This is a genomic window from Zobellella sp. An-6, assembly GCF_052487945.1.
Map to the genome: position 1 here is coordinate 944,984 of NZ_CP199259.1, position 24,107 is coordinate 969,090.

A 24,107-nucleotide genomic window follows, 5' to 3' on the forward strand; every position below is an offset into this window, starting at 1 on the left:
CCGGATGTTTTCCGGCCTTGTGTTATATGGGTCGAGGGGATGGGGGGAGCGGCTTCCCCCCGGGCTCAGTTCAGCAGGCCCTTTTCCTTGAAGTAGCGCTCGGCACCGGGGTGCAGCGGCAGCGGCAGGCCTTCCACCGCCAGCTCGGGGGCGATGCCGTTGGCGGCGCTGTGGGCGTTGCGCAGGGCGGGCAGGTTTTCATAGACCTGCCTGGCCATCTGGTAGGCGGTGTCGTCGGAGACCTTCTCGTGGGTAACCAGCAGGTTGCTGATGCTGACGGTGGGCACGTCCGCGTCCTGGCCGGTGTAGGTGCCGGCGGGGATCACCCCGGTGCGGTAGGCGTCGTTGCCGATGTTGGCCACCAGCTCCTCGGGGATGGGAATGAACACCACCGGGGCGTGGGAGGCCAGATCCCGGAAGGCGGCCATGCCGAGGCCGGCGGACTGCAGGGTGGCGTCCAGCTGGCGGTTCTTCATCAGCTCCACCGACTCGCCGAAGGGCAGGTATTCGGTGCGGGAGAAGTCGTCGTAGCTCAGGCCGGCGGCCTTGAAGATGGCGCGGGCGTTGAGCTCGGTGCCGGAGCGGGGAGCGCCGACCGAGATGCGCTTGCCTTTCAGATCCTCCAGGCTGGTGATGCCGCTGTCGGCCCGGGCCACGATCTGGATGTAGTTGGAATAGGTGGAACCCACGGCCCGCAGTTTTTTCAGCGGCGCCTGGAAGCCGGCTTCCTCCACCCCGTTCCAGGCGTCGGCCACGCTGTCGGCCAGGGCGAAACCGATCTCGCCCCGTCCCCGGTCCAGCAGGGTCAGGTTTTCCACCGAAGCTCGGGTCGCCTGCACCTGTACCTTGGCATCGGGGATGTGTTCGCCGTAGAGCTGGGAGATGGCCACGCCGAGCGGATAGTAGACGCCGCTGGTGCCGCCGGTGAGCACGTTGATGAACTCGCCGGCCTGGGTGGCGGTGGCGGAGAGGGCCAGGGTGGCACCGAGCAGACAATGTTTGATGACCTTCATTGGTTAGCTTCCTTGGTTATGGGTGTGCAGCAATAAGGTTGCAGGTTTGATGCCAATGGTTAATGGGATGTATTTTTCATTAAGTCATTGATTTTAATGATATCGTTGCCAGGGGGATTCCGGATTCTCAGAATTTATGCGGATACTGTTCCGATATTCCGGAAAACGGGAAGCGTCGGGCGCCATGCCGTTATCCGGGCCCTGTAGTATGATCGGACACGGCCGCAGGCCTGGGTACCAAGACCATTGCAAGGAGCCGACATTGATATTGCTGAGTATGGTGGTGCTGGCGATCGCCGTCCGGGGCGTGGACTGGCGGGCGTGGCTGGCGGACAAGTCGCGCCAGCATCTGTGCTTCGGGGCGGCCATCGCCCTGGTGCCGCTGTGGATGCTGCAGGCCGGGATCAAGGAAGGGCTGGAGGTCCATTTTCTCGGCCTGACCACGCTGGCGCTGGTGCTGGGCTGGCGGCTGAGCCAGCTGATGGCCCTGCTCAGCCTGCTGCTGGTGACGGTGTTCGGGGTCGAGTCCTGGAACGAGTTCGGGGCCAATCTGCTGCTGGGAGTGATACTGCCGATAGGCGTCAGCTACTTCGTGTTCCTGCTGACCTACAGCTACCTGTACCGGCACCTGTTCGTCTATATCTTCGTGGCCGGTTTCTTCAACGCCGCCCTGACCATGGCGGTGAAGATCCTGGCCTTTGCCGGCTACATGACCTGGTCCGGCCAGTATCCCTGGCAGACGGTGCTCGACAACTATGTGAGCATACTGCCGTTGTTGCTGTTCCCCGAGGCGCTGCTCAACGGCATGGCCATTACCCTGCTGGTGGTGTTCCGGCCCCAGTGGGTCTGTACTTTTTATGACAGGGACTACCTGATCAACAAGTGACGATGGGGGCTGTTGGTGGCCGAGCCGGTCTGTTAGTCTGCTCCAAAGCAACCCGAAGCGAGAATCCGATGAAGCATAGAGTACTGAAAACCATGATGCCGGTATTGGCCCTGGGTTTGTTGCCCGCCGCCCAGGCCGAGATGAGCCGGGAAGAGTTCCAGCAACTGGTACGGGAAACCCTGCTCGAGCAGCCGGAAATACTGCGCGAAGCCATCGTCAAACTGGAAGAAAAGGACAAGCAGGCCCAGCAGCAGCAATTCGAACAGCAGCTGAAGGAGCAATCCGCGCAGCTGTTTGCCAACCGCACCGACGGCATCATGGGCAACCCCAAGGGCAAGATCGAGATGGTGTATTTCACCGACTACAATTGCCCTTACTGCCGCCGGATGAACCAGACCCTGCTGGAGGTGCTGAAAAGCGAGCCGGAGCTGAAGGTGATCGTCAAGGACATCGGCATACTGGGACCGGATTCGGTGCAGGCCGCCCGCCTAGCCCTGGCCGCCGCCCGGGAGGCGCCCCGGCAGTACGAGGAGCTGCACCAGGCGCTGATGAGCCAGCAGCGGGTACAGGCCGCGGCCCTGGCCACCATCGCCGACAAGGCGGGGCTGGACGCCAAAACCCTGCAGGCGAAGGCCGACAGCAAGGACATCGCCGACAAGCTGACCCAGAACATGAGCCTGTTCCGCAGCCTGGGGCTGAACGGCACCCCGGCGCTGGTGTTCCCCGACGGCACCCTGATCCCCGGCGCCATCGACGCCGCCGGGCTGAAGGACATCCTCAAGGACAAGCAGTCCTGAGTTTGCCCCGGCCTTGGCGACCATATAAAGCAAAACCCCGGCATTGGCCGGGGTTTTGCTTGGATTGACAGCGCTTCGGAGTGCTTTGTTGTCACTCCCGCGAAGGCGGGAGTCCAGTGCAGGGTGTCATGGACCGCCTTCGCGGAGCGACGAGGCTGCGCTTAGTCCCTTATCCCCACCGGGCGGCGCGCTTGGCCTTCTGCAGCTTCTCGTAGGTGGCCAGCAGCGCCTGGTGGGCGGCGAAGTCCGCCAGGCTTTCGTCGGCGGCGGTCAGGCCGTGGAAACGGGCTTCGCCCGCTACCTGTTGCCAGGCCTGGGCCACGGTGTCGGCGCCGAACATGCTGTCGAAGGCGGCCCGGTATTGCGCCGGCTCGCGGCTTTCGTCCAGGTGCAGCTCCAGCGAGGCCTTGAGGCAGCGGTAGTAGCGGTGGCGTTCTTCGGTAAACACCGAAGCATTGAAGCTCAGGGTCCAGTCGGCGTAGTCCAGGGCGGTTTCCAGCTCGCCGGCGGCCAGGGCCAGCATGCACTTGAGTTCGCCCACCCGCAGGGTGTGCCAGGCGGTGCCCTTGTTGGGGGCGATGCCGAGCAGCTCCCGCACCCGGGTAAAGTCGTCCAGTCCTTCCTCTTCCAGCTGCTCGTACAGGCCCATCAGCTGCTCGCCGTCGGCGTCGCTGGTGGGCAGGCTCAGCAGGGTGGCGCGCAAGTGGGCCCCCATGTTGTTGTTGGCCAGCTCCAGGTCTTCCACCGGGTAGATGTCGGACATGCCGGGCACCAGGATGCGGCAGGCGTACACGCCCAGGTGCTCGTAGTCGGCGATGTACACCGGCTGCTCCAGCTCGTTGAAGATGGCCATCAGGTGGTTGAATTCCTGCTCGGACGTACCGCTGAAGTCCCAGTCGGCAAAGTCGTAATCGGCCTGGTCCTTGAACAGATCCCAGCTGATCAGGCCGGAAGAGTCGATGAAGTGGGTTTCCAGGTTGTGGTGGTCGGCCACTTCGTCGTCGTCGAAGGAAGGCGGCACGAACACGTCCAGATCCTTCAGGCTGCGGCCCTGCAGCAGCTCGGTGACGGTGCGCTCCAGCGCCACTTCAAAGCGCGGATGGGCGCCGAAGGAGGCGAAGCAGGTGCTGTTGGCCGGGTTGAACAGCACCACGCAGATCACCGGGTAGCGGCCGCCCAGCGAGGCGTCGAAGGCGTGGATGGGGAAGCCTTCCGCTTCCAGCGCGGCGATGGACTCCTGGATGTGCGGGTAGCGGGCCATCACCTCGGCGGGGATGCTCGGCAGGCTGATGCGCTCGGCTATGATGCGGTTCTTGATATGGCGCTCGAACACCTCCGACAGCCCCTGGGTGCGGGCTTCGGTCTTGGTGTTGCCGGCGCTCATGCCGTTGGAGACATAGAGGTTGCCGACGATGTTCATCGGGATATAGACGGTTTCATTGTCGCCCTGGCGCTCGAAGGGCAGGGCGCAGATACCGCGCTCGGCGTTGCCCGATTGCAGATCGACCAGTTGCTCGGCGGTCAGCTCACCGTCGGGATCGTAAAAGCCGCGGGTAAAGTCGTCGAGCAGGCCGGCGGGCAGGGTATTGTCCTGGGGCAGCGGGAACCACTTCTCGTTGGGGTAGTGCACGAAGTCGCCCCCGGCGATGTCCCGGCCCAGGTAGAAGTCGGCGAAGAAGTAGTTGGTGGCCAGCCGCTCGAAGTATTCACCCAGGGCCGAGGCCAGGGCCGCCTTCCGGCTGGCGCCCTTGCCGTTGGTGAAGCACAGCGGGCAGTCCCTGTCACGGATATGTACCGACCAGACGTTGGGCACCGGGTTCAGCCAGGAGGCCTCTTCGATGTCGAACCCCAGGGACCGGAGCTGGCGCTGGAAGTAGTCGATGGAGTCTTCCAGGGCGGCGTCTTTGCTGGGGATAAAGGTTTTCATGGTGTCCTCGGGCGTGATCGGCAAAAAAGGGGGCCGATCCTAACCCGAGGCGATAATTTGAACAAGGGCTGTTTCAGCCCGCGGCGGGCAGGCGCAGCCGGGAGAGTTCGCCCATCCAGGCATCGGAGAGCTGCTCGGCCAGCTCGATCTGTTGCAGCAGGCGCTGCTCATCCGAGCCTTCCTCGCGCAGGGCCAGGGCGCAGGCGAAGGCCTGCTCCAGCTGCTGTTGATGCTGCTCCAGCCGGTTTCCGGCCCACTCGCCGTGCTGCTCCAGCCACTGGCGGAAACGTCCCTGCTGCTGCAATTCGGCCATGCGCGCCCGGGCCGCTTCATCCTGGCGGTCTTCCAGCAGCCGGTACCCGGCCTGTTTGAGCACCAGGTGTTCGACCTTGAGCAGGGATTGCAGGCTGAGCCAGCGAGCCTGCTCGACCAGGCCGCGGGTTTGGCCGGCGGCGGTATTGGTGGTGACCACCACTTCCTCCACGAGTCGGATGCTCTGATCCGCCTGCCGGGCCTGCTGATCGGTCTGTTGCTGGCGTTGGCCGAGTTCTCGCATGCTGGCCTCAAAGGCGGCGAGGTGCTCGGCAATGCCCGAGGCGGTGGCCTGGGTCCGTTCCGACAGCGCCCTGACCTCGTTGGCCACCACGCTGAAGCCGCGGCCGTGCTCGCCGGCCCGGGCCGCCTCTATGCTGGCGTTGAGCGCCAGCAGGTTGGTCTGATCGGTAATTTCCCGGATCATCGCCAGGGCGTCGACGATGTGCTGGCGGTGCCGGTCGAGCTGCTCCGCCGACAGCCGCATCTGTTGCATGTGCTGCTGGATCTGGCGGCTGGCATCGCCGACCTGGCGCACCCGATTCTGGGCGTCTTCCGCACTGGCGGCACTGCGCTCGGCCAGGCTGTGCACCTCGGCCATCAGCTGGTCGATATCACCCAGATCCCGTTCGGTCACCTGCAGGTCCTGCAGCAGGTGGCGGGCATTGAGCCGGTGCAGGCCGGCGGTGAGCCGGTTTTCGCTGGTCAGCGCCTGTACCCGCGACATGACCACCATGGCGTCGTTGATCTTGTCGAGGGAGCGGCGGAAGTCGCCGGGCAGGCCCACCGTCATCGCCTGGCGGGAAAAGTCGCCCTCGGCGGCATGGCCGAAACAGGCCGAGGCCTCCTTGAAATACGTTTCTATCACATCGAGCAGGTCGTTCAGGGCCCAGGCGGCCTGGCCTACTTCTCCCTTGTTGCGGGTATCCCCCAGGCGCTGGTAGATATGACCGGCGGAGGCATTCTGCAGCTGCAGGCTGAGCCTCTGCTGGGCCAGTGCCGCGCGTCGCGCCTCGCGGATGGACAGGGCCACCAGCAACAGGGCGAGCAGCAGGCTGGCGCCGAGGAACCAGCCGAAATGGCGCGGAAGCCAGTATTGCAGCACCAGCTGGCTCACCATCAGGCTCAGGATCAGCAGGCTGAAGATCACGAACTGGGAGTAGAAAAAGGGGGCCCAGGAATGTTTGCGCGGGCTGTTAGCAGGCATCGGCTTTCTCCAGGTTGTTCCGGTAGAGGCCGTTGACCCAGGTCGGGTAGTCGAGCTCCTGCCGTTGCAGGTAGTCGCACAGGGCCTGGTAGGAGGCCTCGGCGGCTTCTCGCCGCGCCAGCCCCTGCTCCAGCGTCCTGAGCCGCCGGTAGAGTGGCGCTATCACGGCGATGGCCGGCTCGGGGGCATGGCGGCGCACCGAGAAATAGCCGTTCTTACGACCGTCGAGATCAAAGGAGGGGGTGATATTGGCGTAGACCCAGTAGTAGTCGCCGTTGGCGGTGCTGTTCTTGACGAAACCAAAGAACTCCTGGCCCTGTTGCAGGGTTTGCCACAGCAGCTTGAACACCCCCCCGGGCATGTCGGGATGACGGATAAGGTTATGGGGGCGATTCCGCAGTTGCGGCTCCTTGTAGTCGGACACCGCCATAAAGGTGCGGTTGGCGTAGGTGATATTGCCTTTCAGATCGGTCTTGCTGACGATAAGTTTGTCGGCCGGCCAGGTGATACGGCGGCCTTGATGAGGTTGCTGCATGCGTTCATGATCCCTGGGTAAGCCCTCTCGCCTGCCTGGACCGCACGAACGGGTTGTCGAGAGGGCGAATGGATTCGCTTGAAGATGCATACTTTAGTGGTAAAGATCGCTCCCTTCATGATCCAGAACAAATATTGGGCAACTTGGGGCAGGGCAGCCGCGATCTTCACGGCGTCGTCACAGTTTATCGGCCCAAAATGCAAAACGCCCGCAAGGGGCGGGCGTTGTTAACATCATAACCGGGATAACGCTTACGGCAGCAGGTGCAGCATGCGGCGCAGGGGCTCGGCGGCGCCCCACAGCAGCTGGTCGCCCACGGTAAAGGCGGACAGGTACTCGGGGCCCATGTTCAGCTTGCGCAGGCGGCCCACCGGTACGGTGAGGGTGCCGGTCACGGCGGCCGGGGTCAGTTCTTCCATCGACAACTGGCGGTCGTTGGGGATCACCTTCACCCAGTCGTTGTGGCTGGCCAGCAGCTTCTCGATCTCGGGGATGGAGATGTCCTGCTTCAGCTTGATGGTGAAGGCCTGGCTGTGGCAGCGCAGGGCGCCGATGCGCACGCACAGGCCGTCCACCGGGATGGCGGCGCCGGTCTGCAGTATCTTGTTGGTCTCGGCCTGGCCTTTCCACTCTTCCCGGCTCTGGCCGTTCTCGAGCTGGGTGTCGATCCAGGGGATCAGGCTGCCGGCCAGGGGCACGCCGAAGTTGTCCACCGGCAGGTCGCCGCTGCGGGTCTTTTCGGTGATCTTGCGCTCCAGCTCCAGGATGGCGGAGCCCGGGTCGGCCAGCTCGGCGGCCACTTCGTCGCGCAGCATGCCCATCTGGGTCACCAGCTCGCGCATATGGCGGGCGCCGCCGCCGGACGCGGCCTGGTAGGTGGCCACGGACACCCACTCCACCAGATCCTGCTCGAACAGGCCACCCAGGGCCATCAGCATCAGGCTGACGGTGCAGTTGCCGCCGACGAAGGTCTTCACGCCCTTGTCCAGGGCCTGCCGGATCTGCTTGCCGTTGACCGGATCCAGCACGATGATGGCGTCGTCGTCCATGCGCAGGGCGGAGGCGGCGTCGATCCAGTAGCCATTCCAGCCGGCGGCGCGCAGCTTGGGATAGACTTCCTTGGTGTAGTCGCCGCCCTGGCAGGTCAGCACCACGTCCAGCGCCTTGAGGGCGTCGATGTCGTAGGCGTCCTGCAGGGTGCCGGCGTCTTTACCGAAGTCGGGGGCAGGCTGACCGGCCTGGGAGGTGGTGAAGAAGACCGGATCGATACGGGCGAAATCGCCTTCTTCCACCATGCGGCTCATCAAGACGGAGCCGACCATGCCACGCCAGCCGACCAAACCTACTTTTTTCATCATCGAGTGTCCTTTCTTGGAAAGTGAGTAAACAAAAGCCTCTTTCACAATACTGATTGAGCGCAAAGGTGCAAGGGGCAAGAGGGGATCTCGGGGGATTTTTGGCCGGTTCAACCGGCGAGCAGGGGGTTGGCCTGGGTCATGTCGGCGCAGGCGGCGACCACCGCCAGCGCCAGGGCGGAGCGGATCACCTGCTCCTGTCGCTGCTGCTGCATCTGCAGCAGGCCGGGATCCAGCTCGCCGGCCGGGGGCGGTGCCGTGAAGGGCTGCACCTCCATGGCGGCCACCATGTGCAGCGCCTTGAGCGGCTCGGCGATTTCCGGGTCGGTGAGGCGGTATTCGTGCCCCTGGCTGTTGAGGGAATCCCTGAGTTTGAGCAGTCGGTCGATGTCCTGGTACAGCTGCTGGGAAATGATGCCGAGGCCGTAGACCAGCTTGAGCCGCACCGCCAGATCCGCCAGCGGCCCCATGGTGCCGAGCAGGGGCTCGACCGCGAACTTGACCGCGTAGTCGTCCTTGCGAAACACCTTCTGGATCAACTGGTCGAGCATGTCGTCAAACACCTCCACCATGGCGATCACAAAGCCCCGGGCGGAGGGGCTGCGGTGCAGGCGTTCGAAAATCTCGGCTTCTTGCTCGCGGCTTATCATGTTCTGGCTCTTCGACTGCTCAATCCGCCCCGGCTCAGTGGCTGAGCGCGAGGTACCTCTGTTCTATCTGCTCGGCGACGGCGCTGCCGGCGTCCAGCCCGGTGTAGTGGGCCAGGGTGGCTTTCAGCCCCTCCGTTGCCAGCCGCTGCTGCAGCTCCACCGCCTGGGGATCGTCGTCGTTGCGGTAGCAGAAGGCGGCGGCAATGCCTTTTAACAGATTTGCGTTGTCGATGCCATATTCCAGGGTGCCGAGCAGGGGTTTGATCAGCCGGTCCTCGGGGCCCAGCTTGCGGATGGGCTGGCGGCCGACCCGGTCTATTTCGTCCACCAGGTGGGGGTTGGCGAAGCGGCCGAGGATCTTCTCGATGTAGGCCTGGTGCTGCGCTTGGTCGAAGCCGTAGCGGCGGATCAGCACGGCGCCGCTTTCCTGCATGGCGGCCTTGACCTGCGCCCGGATCGCCGGATCGGCAATGGCCTCGCCGATGGTGCGGTAGCCCGCCAGGGCGCCCAAGTAGGCGGTGATGATATGGCCGGTGTTGAGGGTGAACAGCTTGCGCTCGACAAAGGCCATCAGGTTGTCGGTAAGCTCCATGCCGGGAATGACGGGCACGGGTCCCCTGAACTGGGTCTGATCCACTATCCACTCGCTGAAGGTCTCCACCGTGACCGCCAGGGGATCGGCCTGGTCGGTGGAGGGCGGCACTATGCGGTCCACCGCCGAGTCGACGAAGCCGACAGACTGCTCCAGCTCGGGCAGGTAGCGGGCGTCCAGATGCTTGAGCACTTCGCCCTTGAGGAAGCTGGTGCCGCGCACCTGGTTTTCGCAGGCGATGATGTTGAGCGGGGCGGCGTTGCCGCGCTCGAAGCGCCGTTGCAGGCCCTCGGCCAGGGTACCGGCGATCAGGGTGAGCACGGTCGGGCCCACGGCGGTGGTGATGAGGTCGGTGTTGGCGATAAGCTCCAGCAGCTCGGGACGGCGGGAGTCGATGGCGTCGACGCCGGTGACGGTGTCGGTGCGCACTTCCTGGCCGACGATGTGCACCGGGTAGCAGTGCCGGCTGCTCAGGGCCTCTACCAGTTGCGGGTTGACGTCGGCGAAGGTCACGTGGATGCCGGCGTCGGCCAGCAGCTTGCCGATAAAGCCGCGGCCAATATTGCCGGCGCCGAAATGAATGGCGGTTGTCATGGGTTCACCTTTTTAAGGGAGGCCCGAGGGCCTCGGGTTGCTGACTAGTTTTGGCGTACTCGGGCAAAGGGTCGACTCCACCGACACGCCGCACGAGATGACACTCGCCGTTTCAGCCTGCTGCGAACATTCACTGGATGTTCGGTCAGGCTGAAACGACTCGTCACGGCGAGACAAGCTCGCCCCCTGGGGGCTCGGACATGCCGTCCCTGGCATGTCACGGTCGGTGGAGTCGCTCCCTTTGCCCTCTGGGTATCGCCAGTACCCTGGCTCAGGCCGGATTGAGCGCCTTTAGTACCTCGTCCACGTTGCCGGTGGTGGTCAGTTTGGCGATCACGGCGTCGTCGTCGAGGGCGCCGGTGATGGCGGCGATCACGTCGAGATGCTCGTTGTTGCGGGCGGCGATGGCGATCACCAGCCTGGCGATGTCGTCCTCGTCGTCACCGAACTTCACCCCCTGCGGGTACTGGCAGACGATGACCCCGGTCTTTTTCACCGCGTCCTTGGCGTCGCTGGTGCCATGGGGCACGGCGATGGACTCGCCCAGGTAGGTGGAGGTCAGTTGCTCCCGGGCCAGCATGGCGTCCACATAGGAAGGCTCCACGTAGCCGCCTTGCACCAGTTGTTCGCCGGCGAAGCGGATGGCGTCTTCCTTGCTGGCGGCGCTCAGGCCCAGGTGGATATTTTCCGCCCGCAGCCGGAAGGGGGCATTGTCATCCGCGCCGGCCTCGTCGGCGGCAACCGGAGCAGCGACCGGGGCCGGTTCGGCCTTGGCGCGACCCTTGCTCAGCCGGGCGACCAGGCTGTCGTAGAGGGAGCCGTCGAGGAAGTTGCTGAGCGAGATATGCTCGGCCTGGGGCGCATGGCGGCGGGCCCGGTCGGTCAGATCCTTGTGGGTGAGCACGATGTCGACGCTGTCGTCCAGGTTGTTGATCGCCAGGTTGCTGACCGAGATGCCGAGTCCCGCCGCCGCCACCTTCTTGGCCAGCATGCTGGCGGCCATGGCGCTGGAACCCATGCCCGCATCGCAGGCCACGATGATCTTGCGGACCGCAGCCGGATCCTTGGTGACGCCGGCGGCCGCGCCGGCACCCTTGCTCTCGGCCTTCATCGCCTGAACCTTGGCGGCGGCGGCTTCCAGCTCGTCGCCGTTTTCGGTCTGGCGCTGGGTCTTCAGTAGCAGGGAGGCGACGGTGAAGGACACCGCCATCGAGGCCAGCACCGCCAGCACCACACCGACATGGGCGCCGCGGGGGGTCATCAGCATCACGGCGAAGATGGAGCCGGGAGAGGCCGGGGCCTGCAGGCCGGCGTTGAACAGGGTCAGGGTGAAGACACCGGTCATGCCGCCGGCGATGACCGCCAGGATCAGGCGGGGGTTCATCAGCACGTAGGGGAAGTAGATTTCGTGGATGCCGCCGAAGAAGTGGATGATGGAGGCACCGGCGGCGGATTGCCTGGCGTTGCCGCGGCCGAAGAACATGTAGGCCAGCAGCACGCCCATGCCCGGACCCGGGTTGGCTTCGATCAGGAAGAAGATGGACTTGCCGAACTCGCTGGCCTGCTGGATGCCGAGCGGGGTGAAGATGCCGTGGTTGATGGCGTTGTTGAGGAACAGGATCTTGGCCACTTCCACGAAGATGGAAGTCAGCGGCAACAGGCCGGCGTCCACCAGGAAACCGACACCGGCGGCCAGGGCCGTGGACATCAGCTTGACGAAGGGGCCGATCAGCAGGTAGGCGACGATGGCGCAGAGCATGCCGATGATGCCGGCGGAGAAGTTGTTGACCAGCATCTCGAAGCCGCTCTTGACCTTGCCCTCAATGGCCTTGTCGAAGTGCTTGATGGCCCAGCCGCCGGCGGGGCCGACGATCATGGCGCCCATGAACATGGGGATGTCGGTACCCACTATCACCCCCATGGTGGTGATGGCGCCCACCACGGCGCCCCGGTCGCCGCCCACCAGCTTGCCGCCGGTGTAGCCGATCAGCAGCGGCAGCAGGTAGGTGATCATGGGGCCGACCATGGTTGCCAGGGTTTCGTTGGGCAACCAGCCGGTGGGAATGAAGAGGGCGGTGATAAAGCCCCAGGCGATAAAGGCGCCGATGTTGGGCATCACCATGTTGGACAGGAAGCGTCCGAAGTTCTGAATTTTAATCTTGCTGTTCTGGGATAGCATAACTTTAACCCCGCCTGGTGCGATGTCAGTTCCATTGTCGGTAGGCGATAACCACGCCTGGTGTTTGAGCTCGTGAGAAATCTAACACTTCTGCGGCAAACGGGAGCCAGGCTGGCATTTATCGTGATCTTGATCTCCTTTTGTAATCCGCCCCGGCATTTTTAAGGTGACGATGATCACGTTATAAGATGGTAATTTTTCAACATTTAACAAAATCGCAGGGCAGTGACGACTAAAATGTGATTGGAATCACTTTTTAATGCGGCAACCTCCCCTTGCTTTAGGTGATCCCCATCACATTTACGAAAGAATTATTCCCGATCAAGATAATTGAAAGTGATCTTTGTCACATTTTTATGGCGTGGACGTCGGCGGCCGGGGCCGGGTGGCCGCCGGCGGCGTCGATATGAAAAAAAATTACAGCTCGGGCTCAGGCCGAGAAGGAGAGGAAGCTCAGGATGAATACCGGTGCGGCCAGGCTCAGGATAAAGCCGGAGACGATGGCCACCGGCACTATGGCCACGCCGCCGGAACGCTGCAGCACCGGCAGGGTGAAGTCCATGGCGGTGGCGCCGCCATAGCCGACGGCGCAGGAAGGATGGCGCCGCATCAGCGCCGGGATGATCAGGATGGCCACCAGCTCCCGGGCCAGGTCGTGGAGAAAGGCGGCACTGCCGAGCACCGGCCCCAACTGGTCGCTGATCAGTATGCCGGAGAGGGAATACCAGCCGTAGCCGGAGGCGAAGGCCAGGCCCTGGGACAGGGGCAGGCCGAGCAGCCAGGCACCGGCCAGGCCGCCCACCCAGGAGCTCACCATCACCACCAGGGCGATGGCCAGGCCCCAGGGGTTGAGCACTATCTGGCGCAGCTTCATGCCCGAGTTGCGCAACTGGATACCGATCAGCAGCAGCAGCAGCATCAGCGCCCATTCGCTCAAGCTATCTATCGCCAGCCACTGCGGGTCCAGAAACTGACCGAGCAGCACGCCGCCGAGGATCACCAGGCACAGCTTGACGGAGTCGAGCAGCAGGGCCCATTTGCTGATGGCGGGCGCGCCGCGCTCGCCGCTGACCCGGCCCCGCTTGACATCGAGCAGCCACAAGCCGGCCAGGTTGGCCAGGGTGATGCAGCCGAGGAACACCAGGCAAAGGGTGAAAATGGTGCCCAGGTGGCTGCTCAGGTTGTCGACGAAGGCCAGGCTGATGCCCATCAGGAACAGGATCAGGTACACCATGCGCGCCACCGACATATTGATAAAGTGGACTATGGACTGGGAGCGACAGGGAATGCAGTAGCCCAGGGCCAGGGGCAGCAACACGATAAGCAAGCCGGAGTACATAGAATTTATCTTCCAATTTATTGATGCAGCGGGATTTTTAAGCGATATATTCGATTTGGGACAGAATACGTGAGGAGATATGGAAAAAAAAGCCGAATATCTGCGCCCCTCCCGGGCGGTCATCCCGCCAAGGCAGCAGAGTGTGCCATCCGTCGGCGCTAAGGCGGGCATCCGGGGCCGGCCTGCTGGGCTCGCGCCCGCGACACAGCGTATTTTGAATAAATCTGCATGGGTGGGGAGCAGGGCCGGCGTATTTCGTCAGGGTAAGGAAGGGAACGGGTCGGCAGCTGATGATTTATTCGCTATTTTTGAATAACTTTATACTGTAAAAAGATGTTAATGCTGTATAAAAAACCGACCGGTATGGTATTAGGAAGGCGATTATGTTGTTATTGGTCGGAACTGATGGTAATTTTCCGGTAGCGGTTAACAAGTCGTTAACCATGGATGAAATACATGCCGCCCTGTCGGCATCGGGAACAAAGGTCTAACGGATGAGTAAACCTGCCCTCGAAGTATCGGGCCTGCACAAGCATTACGGCTCCCTGGAAGTGCTCAAAGGTATCGATTTAAGCGCCGTCAACGGCGATGTCATTTCCATTATCGGCTCCTCCGGATCCGGCAAGTCCACCTTCCTGCGCTGCATCAACCTGCTCGAAACCCCGTCGGCGGGCGAGGTGAGGGTGCATGGCGAGTTGATCGAGATGCGGACCAACAAGGCCGGCGAACGCGAGCCGGCGAGCATGCGCCAGGTGGAACGGATCCGTTCCCGGCTGGCCATGGTCTTTCAGAGTTTCAATTTATGGTCTCATATGACCATACTCCAGAACATCATCGAAGTACCGGTGCATGTGCTCAAGGTGCCGAAGAAAGAAGCCATCGACAAGGCCGAGGCCCTGCTGCAGCGGGTCGGCCTCTACGATCGGCGGGAGTATTATCCCGGCCACCTGTCCGGCGGCCAGCAGCAGCGGGCGGCCATCGCCCGGGCCCTGGCGGTGGACCCCGAGGTGATGTTGTTCGACGAACCCACCTCGGCCTTGGATCCGGAACTGGTGGGCGAGGTGCTGGGGGTGATGCGCGGGCTGGCGGAAGAAGGCCGGACCATGCTGGTGGTGACCCACGAGATGAGCTTCGCCCGGGACGTGTCCAACAAGGTGATGTTCCTGCACCAGGGACGGGTGGAGGAGCAGGGCGATCCCAAGCATGTCTTCGCCAACCCGACTTCCGAGCGGTTCAAGCAATTCATCTCTTCCGTTTACTGATACACACAAGCAATACCAAGGACGTTACACAAGGAGTAAGGCTTATGAAGAAACTGTTGGTTGCAGGCGCCATGATGGCCGCACTGGCTGCTGGCGCCGTTCAGGCCCAGGATTGGAAAACCGTACGCTTCGGCATCGAAGGCGCCTACCCTCCCTTTTCCTGGACCGATGAAAGCGGCCAGCTGCAGGGCTTCGACGTAGACATGGCCAATGCCCTGTGCGAGCAGATGCAGGTGCAGTGCCAGCTGGTGGCCCAGGACTGGGACGGCATCATCCCCGCCCTGCTGGCGCGCAAGTACGACGCCATCATCGCCGCCATGTCCATTACCGAAGAGCGCAAGCGCACCGTCGACTTCACCGGCAAATACGCCCTGGTGCCCAACAAGTTCGCCGCCAAGAAAGGCACCGAGCTGGAGCTGAGCAAGGAAGGCCTGGCCGGCAAGCGTGTCGGTGTGCAGATCGCCACCACCCACGACAAGTACCTGACCGACAACTTCGGCCAGGACGTCGCCCTGGTGCGCTATGGCACCGCCGATGAGGCCTACCTGGATCTGAAGGCCGGCCGCATCGACTATGTGTTCCTGGATGCCACCGCCATCGAGGAAGGCCTGCTCAACAAGGAAGGCGGCGATGCCTTCGAGTTCGTCGGCCCCTCGGTGACCGACGCGCAGTGGTTCGGCGAAGGCTTCGGCATCGCCGTGCGCAAGCAGGATCAGAAGCTGAAGGAAATGCTGAACAAGGCGATCCTGGAATTGCGTGAAAACGGTAAGTACCAGGAAATCAACAGCAAGTACTTCGAATACGACGTATACGGCGGTTAAGCAGCGGTTACCGGCCCCGCTGGGGCCGGTATGATAGGAAGTCGTTATGCTGGATCTGAAAGGATACGAAAGCTCCCTGCTGGAAGGGGCCTGGGTGACCATAGAGGTGGCCCTGTTGTCTTTATTGCTGGCGGTGACCCTGGGATTGCTGGGGGCGCTGGCCAAACTCTCTTCATTCAAGCCTGCCCGCTGGCTCGCCACCGGCTATACCACCGTGATCCGGGGCATTCCGGATCTGGTGCTGATGATGCTGATCTTCTTCGGCGGCCAGGTGCTGCTCAACAATTCCCTGTATTCGTTCAACCAGAAGCTGAACGACTGGATAGGGGGAGGCGATCCCGATCACCAGTGGGTCAGCTATCTGCCCGACTATGTGGAGATCAGCCCCTTCATGGCGGGCATCATCACCATCGGCTTCATCTTCGGCGCCTACATGACCGAGACCTTCCGCGGCGCCATACTGGCGGTGGACAAGGGCGAGCTGGAAGCGGCCCGCGCCTACGGCATGAAGCCGACCCTGGTGTTCCGCCGCATCCTGTTTCCGCAGATGATGCGCCATGCCCTGCCGGGGCTGGGCAACAACTGGCTGGTGCTGCTCAAGACCACGGCGCTGGTGTCCATCATCGGCCTCGACGACATGGTGCGCAAGGCCTCCCTGGCGGCGGGGGCGACCCAGTTGCCCTTTACCTTCTACATGGCGGTGGCACTGATCTTCCTGCTGTTCACCGCGGTGTCCACCTCCATGCTCAGGTGGGCCGAGCGCCACTACGCCATTCAGACGAGGTAATCCATGGACTTTTCAATTGTCGTGAATGAATGGGACGTCTACTGGCAGGGGCTTTACACCACCCTGTTCCTGGTGGCGCTGTCCCTGTTGCTGGGATTTGTGATCGCGGTGCCCACCGGTATCTGCCGCAACAGCAACAACTGGCTGCTGAAGGGGCCGGCCTGGGCCTATATCTACTTCTTCCGCGGTACGCCCCTGCTGGTGCAGCTGTTCCTGATCTACTACGGGGCGGGACAGTGGGACTGGCTGCGGCAGTCGCCGGCCTGGGAGCTGTTCAGCCAGGCCTGGTTCTGCGCCATCCTGGCCTTCACCCTCAATACCGGCGCCTATACCGCCGAGATCATCCGCGGTGCCATCAACGCCATGCCCAAGGGACAAATCGAGGCGGCCTATGCCTATGGCATGAGCCGGATGACCACGCTGCGGCGGATCATACTGCCCAATTCCTTCCGCCGTGCCCTGCCGGCCTACAGCAACGAGGTGATTTTCATGCTGCACGGCTCGGCGGTGGCGGGGGTGATCACCATAGTGGATCTGACCGGCGCGGCGCGTATCGTCAACTCTCGTTACTACTCGCCGTTCGAGGCCTTCCTGGCGGCCGGTCTGGTCTATATGTGCCTGACCTTCCTGCTGGTATGGGGCTTCCGCAAACTGGAAAACCGCTGGTTCCGCCACCTGAAGCCGAGAACGGCATGATGCCGTGATCCCCGGGGTTGGAGCCGGTCGGCTTCAATCCCCGGGCGGTGGTGATTGTCCTGGCCTTTTGGCGCTTCCCCATGCACAGTGAGGAAAACTCAAACGAGGCCGAATTATGGAACACTTCGAACTCATCTACCGGCGTGCCTGCACCCGTCATGGCGGCGAGGCCGCACTCCGGCAGCGCATCATGACGCCCCTTTGTACCCCGCAGCAGCTGGCGGCCATCCCCGATGATCGCTGGCTGTCCTCCTTCACCATGAGCCTGTTCCAGTCCGGCTTCGTCTGGGAAGTGATCCGCCAGAAATGGCCCGACTTCGAGCGGGCCTTCTTCGGCTTCGCGCCGGAGAAGATGCTGCTGCTCGACGAGCATCACCTGGAGCGGCTCAACAACGACGCCACCATAGTGCGCCATGCGAAGAAAATCGCCGCCGTGCCGGTCAACGCCCGCATGGTGCTGGAGCTGGGGAAGCCTCACGGCGGTTTCGGTGCCTTCGTGGCCAACTGGCCGGCGTCGGATCGGGTCGGGCTCTGGCAGGCGATCCAGGACCACGGCCGGTTGCTGGGGGGCAATATCGCCGCCTACGGCCTGCGCCGGCTGGGGGTGGACACCTTTATCTTCACCCCCGACGTCACCGCCTACCTGGTCAACCACCGGGTGGTCGATGCCGGGTTAGGCAGCCGCAAGGGCAGGCAGCAGGCCCAGGCGGCCTTCAACGAGTGGCGCCGGCAGAGCGGGCTCAGCTTCAGCGAGATCAGCAAGACCCTGGCCTGCTCCCTCGGCTAGGGCTCCAGATAGGGGGTCAGGAAGGCATGCACCTGGCGGGCGATCCGCGGCTGGGCCTCGGCGGTGGGATGGATGCCGTCGTCCATCATCATGCCGTTCTCGCCGAGCAGCGGGGACACGAAGAAGGGCAGCAGCGGCAGCTCGTGCCGTTCGGCCAGCTTGCCGAAGATGCCCTCGAACTGCTCCAGGTAGCGGCGGCCGTAGTTGGGCGGCAGGCGGATCTCGGTCAGCACCACCCGGGCACCGGCCCGGTCGGCGAGCGCTATCATGGTGTCGAGGTTGCGCTCGATCAGCGGCGGCGGCAGTCCGCGCAAACCGTCGTTGCCACCCAGCTCCAGCACCACCAGGCTCGGCTGGTGGCGCTCCAGCAGGGGCGGCAGTCGTTGCAGGCCGCCCTGGGTGGTATCGCCGCTGACGCTGGCGTTCACCACTTCCACCCGGCGCCCCTCCTGCCGCCACTGCTCGGCCAGCAGCCGGGGCCAAGCCTGGTCGATGCTCATCCGGTAACCGGCGCTGAGGCTGTCGCCGAGGATCAGAACGGTGTTAGCATGGGCGGCGGATGACACCAACAGCAGTATCGTCAAAAGGATACGTGGCATGACAACTTCTTCTCCGATCATCAGGGTGGCCGGCCTGACCCACAGGGTCGGCCTGGGCGATGCATCACTGACCATCCTTCAGGGGATAGGGCTGGAAGTCAAGCCCGGACAAAGTGTGGCCCTGGTGGGGGCGTCCGGCTCCGGCAAGTCCACCCTGCTCGGGTTGCTGGCCGGCCTGGACATCGCCAGCGAGGGCGACATCGAGATCCGCGGCCAATCCCTGGCCGCCCTGGACGAAGAGCAGCGGGCCCGGCTGCGGGCCCGCCATATCGGTTTCGTGTTCCAGTCCTTCCTGCTGCTGCCCACCCTCACCGCCCTGGAAAACGTCATGCTGCCCGCCGAGTTGCAGGGCAGCCGCCAGTGCCGGGAGCGGGCGCTGCACCTGCTGGCACAGGTCGGGCTGGCCGAGCGGGTGCGCCACTTTCCCAGCCAGTTGTCCGGCGGCGAGCAGCAGCGGGTGGCCATCGCCCGCGCCTTTATGACCGAGCCGGACATACTGCTGGCGGACGAGCCCACCGGCAACCTGGATCACCATACCGGTGCCCAGATCATCGAGCTGCTGTTCCGCCTGAACCGGGAGCACGGCACCACCCTGGTGATCGTCACCCACGACGAGGCCCTGGCCGGCCGCTGCCAGCGTCGCCTGCTGATGACCGCCGGTCACCTGGAGGAGCAGCATGCCGAGTCTTAGCTGGCGCCTGATCTGGCGCGAGGCCGGGCGGGGACCGCTCCGGCTGTTCGTGCTGGCCCTGGCCCTGTGCGTGGCCAGCATCCTCAGCGTGACCCTGGTGGCGGACCGCCTCAACAACGCGCTCAAGGTGTCGGGACGGGACTACATCGCCGCCGACCGCATCCTCACCGGCAGCCGGCCGGCCCGGGAAGACTGGCTGACGGAGGCCGGCCGGCGGGGACTGTCCGTGTCCCGTACCCGCTCGTTCCAGAGCGTGCTGTTCGCCAACGACGAGCTGCAGCTGGCCAGTGTCCGGGCGGTGGACGACGCCTTTCCCTTCTACGGCGAGCTCGAGCTGAACCCGGCCGGCCGGGTGCGGCCGGGCACCATCTGGCTGTCTGCCCGGCTGCTGGCGCTGCTCGGGCTGCAGCGAGGCGACCGGGTGGAGCTCGGCAATATCGAGCTCGAGGTGGCGGGAGAGCTGGTGAAGGAGCCGGACGAGGGCTTCTCGCCCTTCCTGCTGGCGCCGCGCGCGCTGATCCACCTGGATGACGTGGCCGCCACCGGCATCTTCATGGAGGGCAGCCGGGCCCGTTATCGCTACCTGTTCCGGGGCGATGAAGCCGGGCTGCAGGCCTATGCCGACTGGCTGCGGCCGCAACTGCAGCAGGGGCAGCGCTGGCGCGGCCCGGACGACGCCGACACCCCGGTGGCCCGCTCCATCAGCCGGGCCGAGCAGTTCTTCCGGCTGGCCTCGCTCACCGGGGTGCTGCTCGGCATCCTGGCCATGGCCATCGCCCTCGGCTATTTTTCCCGCCGGGAGCAGGACCGCATCGCCCTGCTCAAGACCCTGGGCGCCGGGCGCCGGCAACTGCTGTCCTGGCTCGGCCGGCTGCTGACCGGCCTGTTGCTGCTGGGGGCCGGCCTGGGCGCCCTGGCGGGCTACGGCCTGCACAAACTGATCCTGCTGAGCCTGGGGGAGGTGCTCGACATCCCGCTGCCACCGCCCTCCCTCATGCCCTTCGTGGTGGCGGCGGGGCTGGCGCTGCTCACCACCCTGATGCTGTCGGTGGTGCCCCTGCTGCGGCTGTTGCGGGTGCCGCCCCTGCGGGTGCTGCGCAACGAGGCCGAGGCCCGCATCTCCCCCTGGTGGAGCGCCGGCATACTGCTGGCGGGTACCTTCGGCCTGAGCTGGCTGTTCGCCGGCAGTCCGGGCCTGGCGGTGGGGTTGCTGCTGGGGCTGCTGGCCCTGGGGGGGCTGCTCGGCGGCCTGTGCTGGCTGTTGCTGGCCCTGGCCCGCCGCAGCGGCGGCGGCATCGCCTTCCGGCTGGCGCTCAGCCGGCTGCAACGGGCGCGGCTGGCGACCCTGGTGCAGTTCGGCGGCGTGGCCCTGGCGCTGTTCCTCGGCACCCTGCTGTGGGTGGTGCGCGGTGAGCTGGTGGACGGCTTTCTGGCCCGGCTGCCGCCGGACACCCCCAACCGCTTCCTGATCAATATCGCCACCGAGGAGCGGGAGCCGATCCGGGCGCGGCTGCTCCAGGCCGGGCTGGACAGCTCCCGCTTCTATCCGATAGTGCGCGGCCGCCTGACCGAGGTCAACGGCGCCCCGGCGGCACCGGATGTGGACAGCGAGCGCGGCGGCGGCCTGGGGCGGGAGCTCAACCTGACCTTCGACGAGCAATTGCCCGAGGGCAACCGCATCCTGCGCGGCCGGTGGTCGGTCGCCCCCGGCGGGGTTTCGGTGGAGTCGGGTCTGGCCGAGCGGCTGGCGTTGTCGATTGGCGACCGGCTGACCCTGGATCTGGCCGGCCAGCGGGTCTCGGCCGAGGTCCGCAATATCCGCGAGGTGGACTGGGACAGCATGAAGCCCAACTTTTATCTTATCTTCAGCCCCGACGTGCTGGCGGACTACCCGGCCACCTGGCTGGCGAGCTTCTACCTGCCGCCGGCGCAGCGGGCCCTGGAGGTGGAGCTGATCCGTGCCTTCCCCACCATCACGGTGTTCGACGTGGAAGCACTGCTCGATCGGCTGCGCCAGGTGCTGGCCCAGGTCAGCCAGGCGTTGCTGGTGATCATGGCGCTGGTGACCGGCGCCAGCCTGCTGGTGTTGCTGGCCCAGGTTGAAGCCACCCTCGAAAGCCGCCGGCGGGAGCTGGTGCTGCTGCGCACCCTGGGCGCCGGCCAGCGGCTGATCATGGCCTCGCTGCGCTGGGAGTGGCTGGCGGCGGGCCTGGCGGCCGGGCTGGCGGCGGCGCTGGCGGTGGAACTGTGCGTGGCGGTGCTCTTGCCCTGGTGGCTGGACCTGCCCTGGCAGCCCCACCCCCGCATCTGGTTCGGCCTGCCGCTGCTGGGGGCGGCCCTGCTGCTGCTCACCGGCCGTGCCGGCGGCATACTGCGCGGCCCCCTGGGCGAGCGCCTGCGCCAGTTGGCCCAGGGGCTGGGTTAGGCGATATCCAGCGCCACCGAACTTAGCAGGGCGGTGGCTCGCTCGACCTCCATGGGCTGGCCCAGGTGGTAGCCCTGGGCCTGGTCGCAGCCCATCAGCCGCAGCAGCTCGAGTTGCTCCCGGTTTTCCACCCCTTCGGCGATGGTCTGCAGCCCCAGGTTGCGGGCCAGGCTGATGATGGCACCGATAATGGTCCGGCTCTCCTCATCCTCCAGCAGATCCCGGACGAAGCTCTGGTCGATCTTCAGCCGGGTCAGCCGGAGGCGCTTGAGGTAGCTGAGCGACGAATAGCCGGTGCCGAAGTCATCCAGTGCCAGATGAACGCCCAGCAGGTTCAGCTGCTCCATCACCGCTACCGCCCGTTGCGGGTTGTCCATCATCACGCTTTCGGTCAGCTCCAGCTCCAGCAGCTCCGCCGGCACCGCCGCCAGCTGCGCGCGCAGCCGTTCGCACAGGCCGGGATGGCGGAACTGCACCGCGGATACATTCACGCCCATGATCACCGGCGGCAGTCCCTGCCGCTGCCAGCGCGCCTGTTGCTGCAGGGCCGTGGCCAGCACCCAGTCGCCCAGGGGCACGATAAAGCCGTTTTTCTCCGCGATGGGGATAAACTCCGCCGGCGACACCGTGCCCAGCTCGGGATGCTGCCAGCGCAGCAGGGCCTCGAAGCCGATCAGGCGGCCCTCGTCCAGGCTGAACTGGGGCTGGTATACCAGCCGCAGCTGCTGCCGCTCCATGGCCTGGCGCAGGCCGTTTTCCAGCAACAGCATGCGGCTGTAGCGGCTCTGCATCTCGGCGGTGAAGAAACGGTAGCCGTTGCGTCCCGCCTCCTTGGCCTGGTACATGGCGATGTCGGCATGGTGGTAGAGGTCGTTGAAGCTCTGGCCGTCGTCGGGGTAGAGGGCGATGCCGAGCGAGACCGACAAGCGGATGTCATGTTTCCTGATCACATAGGGCTCGGCCATCACGCTCAGCAGCCGCTGGGCGAAGTGGGCGGCGCCCTCGGCGTCGGTCATCGGCAACACCAGGATGAACTCGTCACCGCCGAAGCGGGAGATGGTGTCCTCTTCCCGGCAAAACTGCTTGAGCCGCTCCGCCACCCGGATCAGCAATTTATCCCCGACCTTGTGCCCCAGGGAGTCGTTGATGCTCTTGAACCTGTCCAGATCCAGGAACAGCAGCGCCATGGCCGCCTGCTTCCGGCGGGCCAGCTGGATCGCCTGGCGGGTTCGTTCTACCAGCAGGCTGCGGTTGGGCAGGCCGGTGAGGGGATCGAAGTGAGCGAGAAAGTGGATCTGCTCCTTGTCCCTGATTTGCTCGGTGATGTCGATATGGGTCCCCACCGTGAGGGGGCCCGGCTCGCCCCGGGGATCCCGCAACGTCCTGCCCCGGGACAGTATCCACACCCAGTCGCCATTGGCATGGCGCATGCGGAACTGGTTCTGATACAGGGCATCGTCCGCCCGGCGCAGATAGTCGTCGAAGGCCCGCTGGGCGCGTTCCCGGTCGTCCGGATGCAGCAGCTCGCGCCAGCTCGTGGCCAGCCGCTGGCCGTGGCGCCGCTCGTAGTCGAGCTTGTCGAGGCCCAGCATGGAGAAATACTCTTCGCTGCAGTGCAGTTCATCGCTGTCGCCGTCGTATTCCCAGGCACCGGTATTGGAGGCGGTGATCAGCGATTTCTGACGGGCCAGGGCCTCCTCGAGCTGGTTCCTGGCCTCGGTGATTTCCCGGGTCCGGCTCCGGACTTCCAGCTCCAGGCGGCGGGCCTGCCAGCGGGTTTGCGCCAGCAGGTACACCAGAAAGGCCAGCATCAGGCTGAAGACCAGGGCGCCCAGCAGCTGCTGGGCCAGGCCCTGGGTATCGCGCCAGCCCCCGGGCTGGGCCAGGCTGAGCTGCCAGTGGCCGTTGGGCAGGCGCAGGGATTCGGTGATGGCGTCCGGGGGCAGGGGATGGGCCGAGCCGGCAATGATCTGGCGGTGCGTGCCGCCCTGCCCGTCGGCCAGCCGGCGCCACAACTCGAAGGCATAGCCCCGTTGTTCCAGGGTCTGCAGCTCGACATTGGCCAGCAGATCCGACAGCCGTATCACCACGCTGACGAACCCCCAGAAGGAATCGCCGTCCTCGTCCATAAACACCGGCAGCCGGCCGATCAGGCCCACGCCGCCCTGGGCCAGTTCGACCGGCCCGGTCAGGGTCAGGCGGCGGGAGTCCCGGGCCAGCACCGCCTCCGCCCCCTGGACCGGGTGGGTCAACTGGTTGAGTCCGAGGGCGCCTTCATTGCCGGCCAGCGGATAGGTGTGGCTGATGATGCCTCCCGGCGACAGCGCCAGCGCCTTGACCTGGGGGTAGTAGGGCAGCAACTGCCCGGCCACCGCATCGAAATCCCGGATCTCGCCCCCGCCCTGCTTGACCAGGGCGGCCAGGGCGTAGGCCGAGGACAGGTTGCGCTCCAGCTTCACCTGCAGGCTGTTGATATGGAAACGGGCGATATCGATGGCGGCGAGCTTCTGCTGCTTCACTTCCTGGCTGGAATGCTGCCATACCAGGCTCGAGCCGATCAGCAGACTGAGCAGAAAAACCAGCATGATCATGACTTTGGCGCCGCTGTGCAGTCGGCTCTGGGGTGGGGGCATCTCTTATCCTTCGATGAGGA

Annotated in this window: 20 protein-coding genes and 1 pseudogene; 10 read left to right on the forward strand and 11 right to left on the reverse strand. The window is 64.6% G+C overall.

Going from position 1 to position 24,107, the window contains the following annotated elements; translation table 11 throughout:
* Nucleotides 1-65: 65 nt before the first annotated feature.
* Nucleotides 66-1,013 (reverse strand): TAXI family TRAP transporter solute-binding subunit, encoded by a 948-nt coding sequence (locus ACT7DK_RS04315; protein ID WP_445396668.1) that lies wholly within the window; start codon nucleotides 1,011-1,013, stop codon nucleotides 66-68.
* Nucleotides 1,014-1,290: 277 nt separating this feature from the next.
* Here ACT7DK_RS04315 and ACT7DK_RS04320 point away from each other — a divergent pair, with 277 nt between their 5' ends.
* Both ACT7DK_RS04320 and ACT7DK_RS04325 read left to right on the forward strand, forming a co-directional pair.
* Nucleotides 1,291-1,899, forward strand: coding sequence for an energy-coupling factor ABC transporter permease (locus ACT7DK_RS04320; protein WP_445402269.1), 609 nt, complete (start codon nucleotides 1,291-1,293; stop codon nucleotides 1,897-1,899).
* Nucleotides 1,900-1,967: 68 nt separating this feature from the next.
* The gene (locus tag ACT7DK_RS04325; protein ID WP_445396670.1) at nucleotides 1,968-2,696 is read left to right on the forward strand and encodes a DsbA family protein; all 729 of its coding nucleotides are present in this window, start codon (nucleotides 1,968-1,970) and stop codon (nucleotides 2,694-2,696) included.
* Between the two features lie 169 nt (nucleotides 2,697-2,865).
* On the opposite strand, the gene ycaO is transcribed toward ACT7DK_RS04325, so the two are convergent.
* From ycaO to ACT7DK_RS04340, 3 genes and pseudogenes are all read right to left on the reverse strand, one after another.
* Nucleotides 2,866-4,623, reverse strand: a complete 1,758-nt coding sequence (gene ycaO, locus ACT7DK_RS04330; RefSeq protein WP_445396672.1) for a 30S ribosomal protein S12 methylthiotransferase accessory factor YcaO — start codon at nucleotides 4,621-4,623, stop codon at nucleotides 2,866-2,868.
* A 505-nt stretch (nucleotides 4,624-5,128) separates the two neighbouring features.
* Nucleotides 5,129-5,446 (reverse strand): annotated as a pseudogene (locus ACT7DK_RS04335) (methyl-accepting chemotaxis protein); the annotation flags it as partial.
* Nucleotides 5,447-6,131: 685 nt separating this feature from the next.
* Nucleotides 6,132-6,677, reverse strand: coding sequence for a PAS domain-containing protein (locus tag ACT7DK_RS04340; protein WP_445396674.1), 546 nt, complete (start codon nucleotides 6,675-6,677; stop codon nucleotides 6,132-6,134).
* 68 nt (nucleotides 6,678-6,745) lie between these two features.
* On the opposite strand from ACT7DK_RS04340, the gene ACT7DK_RS04345 reads away from it, so the two are divergent.
* Entirely contained in the window at nucleotides 6,746-6,916 is a 171-nt protein-coding gene (locus tag ACT7DK_RS04345; protein ID WP_445396676.1) for a hypothetical protein, read from the forward strand.
* Between the two features lie 12 nt (nucleotides 6,917-6,928).
* On the opposite strand, the gene asd is transcribed toward ACT7DK_RS04345, so the two are convergent.
* The 5 genes from asd to ACT7DK_RS04370 form a co-directional block, all read right to left on the reverse strand.
* Entirely contained in the window at nucleotides 6,929-8,032 is a 1,104-nt protein-coding gene (gene asd / locus ACT7DK_RS04350; RefSeq protein ID WP_445402271.1) for an aspartate-semialdehyde dehydrogenase, read from the reverse strand.
* 110 nt (nucleotides 8,033-8,142) lie between these two features.
* Complete coding sequence (locus tag ACT7DK_RS04355) at nucleotides 8,143-8,682, reverse strand: MltR family transcriptional regulator (protein WP_445396678.1); 540 nt, start codon at nucleotides 8,680-8,682, stop codon at nucleotides 8,143-8,145.
* Between the two features lie 34 nt (nucleotides 8,683-8,716).
* Nucleotides 8,717-9,868 (reverse strand): mannitol-1-phosphate 5-dehydrogenase, encoded by a 1,152-nt coding sequence (locus tag ACT7DK_RS04360; RefSeq protein ID WP_445396680.1) that lies wholly within the window; start codon nucleotides 9,866-9,868, stop codon nucleotides 8,717-8,719.
* Between the two features lie 271 nt (nucleotides 9,869-10,139).
* Nucleotides 10,140-12,047, reverse strand: a complete 1,908-nt coding sequence (locus tag ACT7DK_RS04365; protein ID WP_445396682.1) for a PTS mannitol transporter subunit IICBA — start codon at nucleotides 12,045-12,047, stop codon at nucleotides 10,140-10,142.
* Nucleotides 12,048-12,477: 430 nt separating this feature from the next.
* Entirely contained in the window at nucleotides 12,478-13,386 is a 909-nt protein-coding gene (locus ACT7DK_RS04370) for a lysine exporter LysO family protein (protein WP_445396684.1), read from the reverse strand.
* A gap of 494 nt (nucleotides 13,387-13,880) precedes the next feature.
* Here ACT7DK_RS04370 and ACT7DK_RS04375 point away from each other — a divergent pair, with 494 nt between their 5' ends.
* From ACT7DK_RS04375 to ACT7DK_RS04395, 5 genes are all read left to right on the forward strand, one after another.
* The gene (locus ACT7DK_RS04375; RefSeq protein ID WP_445396686.1) at nucleotides 13,881-14,648 is read left to right on the forward strand and encodes an ABC transporter ATP-binding protein; all 768 of its coding nucleotides are present in this window, start codon (nucleotides 13,881-13,883) and stop codon (nucleotides 14,646-14,648) included.
* 44 nt (nucleotides 14,649-14,692) lie between these two features.
* Complete coding sequence (locus tag ACT7DK_RS04380) at nucleotides 14,693-15,469, forward strand: ABC transporter substrate-binding protein (protein ID WP_445396688.1); 777 nt, start codon at nucleotides 14,693-14,695, stop codon at nucleotides 15,467-15,469.
* A 46-nt stretch (nucleotides 15,470-15,515) separates the two neighbouring features.
* On the forward strand, nucleotides 15,516-16,256 hold the full coding sequence (locus tag ACT7DK_RS04385) for an ABC transporter permease (protein WP_445396690.1): 741 nt from the start codon (nucleotides 15,516-15,518) through the stop codon (nucleotides 16,254-16,256).
* Nucleotides 16,257-16,259: 3 nt separating this feature from the next.
* Complete coding sequence (locus tag ACT7DK_RS04390) at nucleotides 16,260-16,952, forward strand: ABC transporter permease (RefSeq protein WP_445396692.1); 693 nt, start codon at nucleotides 16,260-16,262, stop codon at nucleotides 16,950-16,952.
* A 115-nt stretch (nucleotides 16,953-17,067) separates the two neighbouring features.
* The gene (locus ACT7DK_RS04395) at nucleotides 17,068-17,739 is read left to right on the forward strand and encodes a DNA-3-methyladenine glycosylase I (protein ID WP_445396694.1); all 672 of its coding nucleotides are present in this window, start codon (nucleotides 17,068-17,070) and stop codon (nucleotides 17,737-17,739) included.
* Here the strand turns inward: ACT7DK_RS04395 and ACT7DK_RS04400 are convergent.
* Nucleotides 17,736-18,338 (reverse strand): arylesterase, encoded by a 603-nt coding sequence (locus ACT7DK_RS04400; protein WP_445396696.1) that lies wholly within the window; start codon nucleotides 18,336-18,338, stop codon nucleotides 17,736-17,738. The two genes, ACT7DK_RS04395 and ACT7DK_RS04400, sit on opposite strands and share 4 nt — an antisense overlap.
* On the opposite strand from ACT7DK_RS04400, the gene ACT7DK_RS04405 reads away from it, so the two are divergent.
* Nucleotides 18,337-19,029: an ABC transporter ATP-binding protein gene (locus tag ACT7DK_RS04405; protein ID WP_445396698.1), complete on the forward strand. Its 693-nt coding sequence runs from the start codon at nucleotides 18,337-18,339 to the stop codon at nucleotides 19,027-19,029. The genes ACT7DK_RS04400 and ACT7DK_RS04405 overlap by 2 nt on opposite strands.
* Nucleotides 19,016-21,454: an ABC transporter permease gene (locus ACT7DK_RS04410; protein WP_445396700.1), complete on the forward strand. Its 2,439-nt coding sequence runs from the start codon at nucleotides 19,016-19,018 to the stop codon at nucleotides 21,452-21,454. The genes ACT7DK_RS04405 and ACT7DK_RS04410 overlap by 14 nt, the downstream gene beginning before the upstream one ends.
* On the opposite strand, the gene ACT7DK_RS04415 is transcribed toward ACT7DK_RS04410, so the two are convergent.
* A complete protein-coding gene (locus tag ACT7DK_RS04415; RefSeq protein ID WP_445396702.1) occupies nucleotides 21,451-24,087 on the reverse strand; it encodes a bifunctional diguanylate cyclase/phosphodiesterase in 2,637 nt (878 codons plus the stop codon). The genes ACT7DK_RS04410 and ACT7DK_RS04415 overlap by 4 nt on opposite strands.
* Between the last annotated feature and the right edge of the window lie 20 nt (nucleotides 24,088-24,107).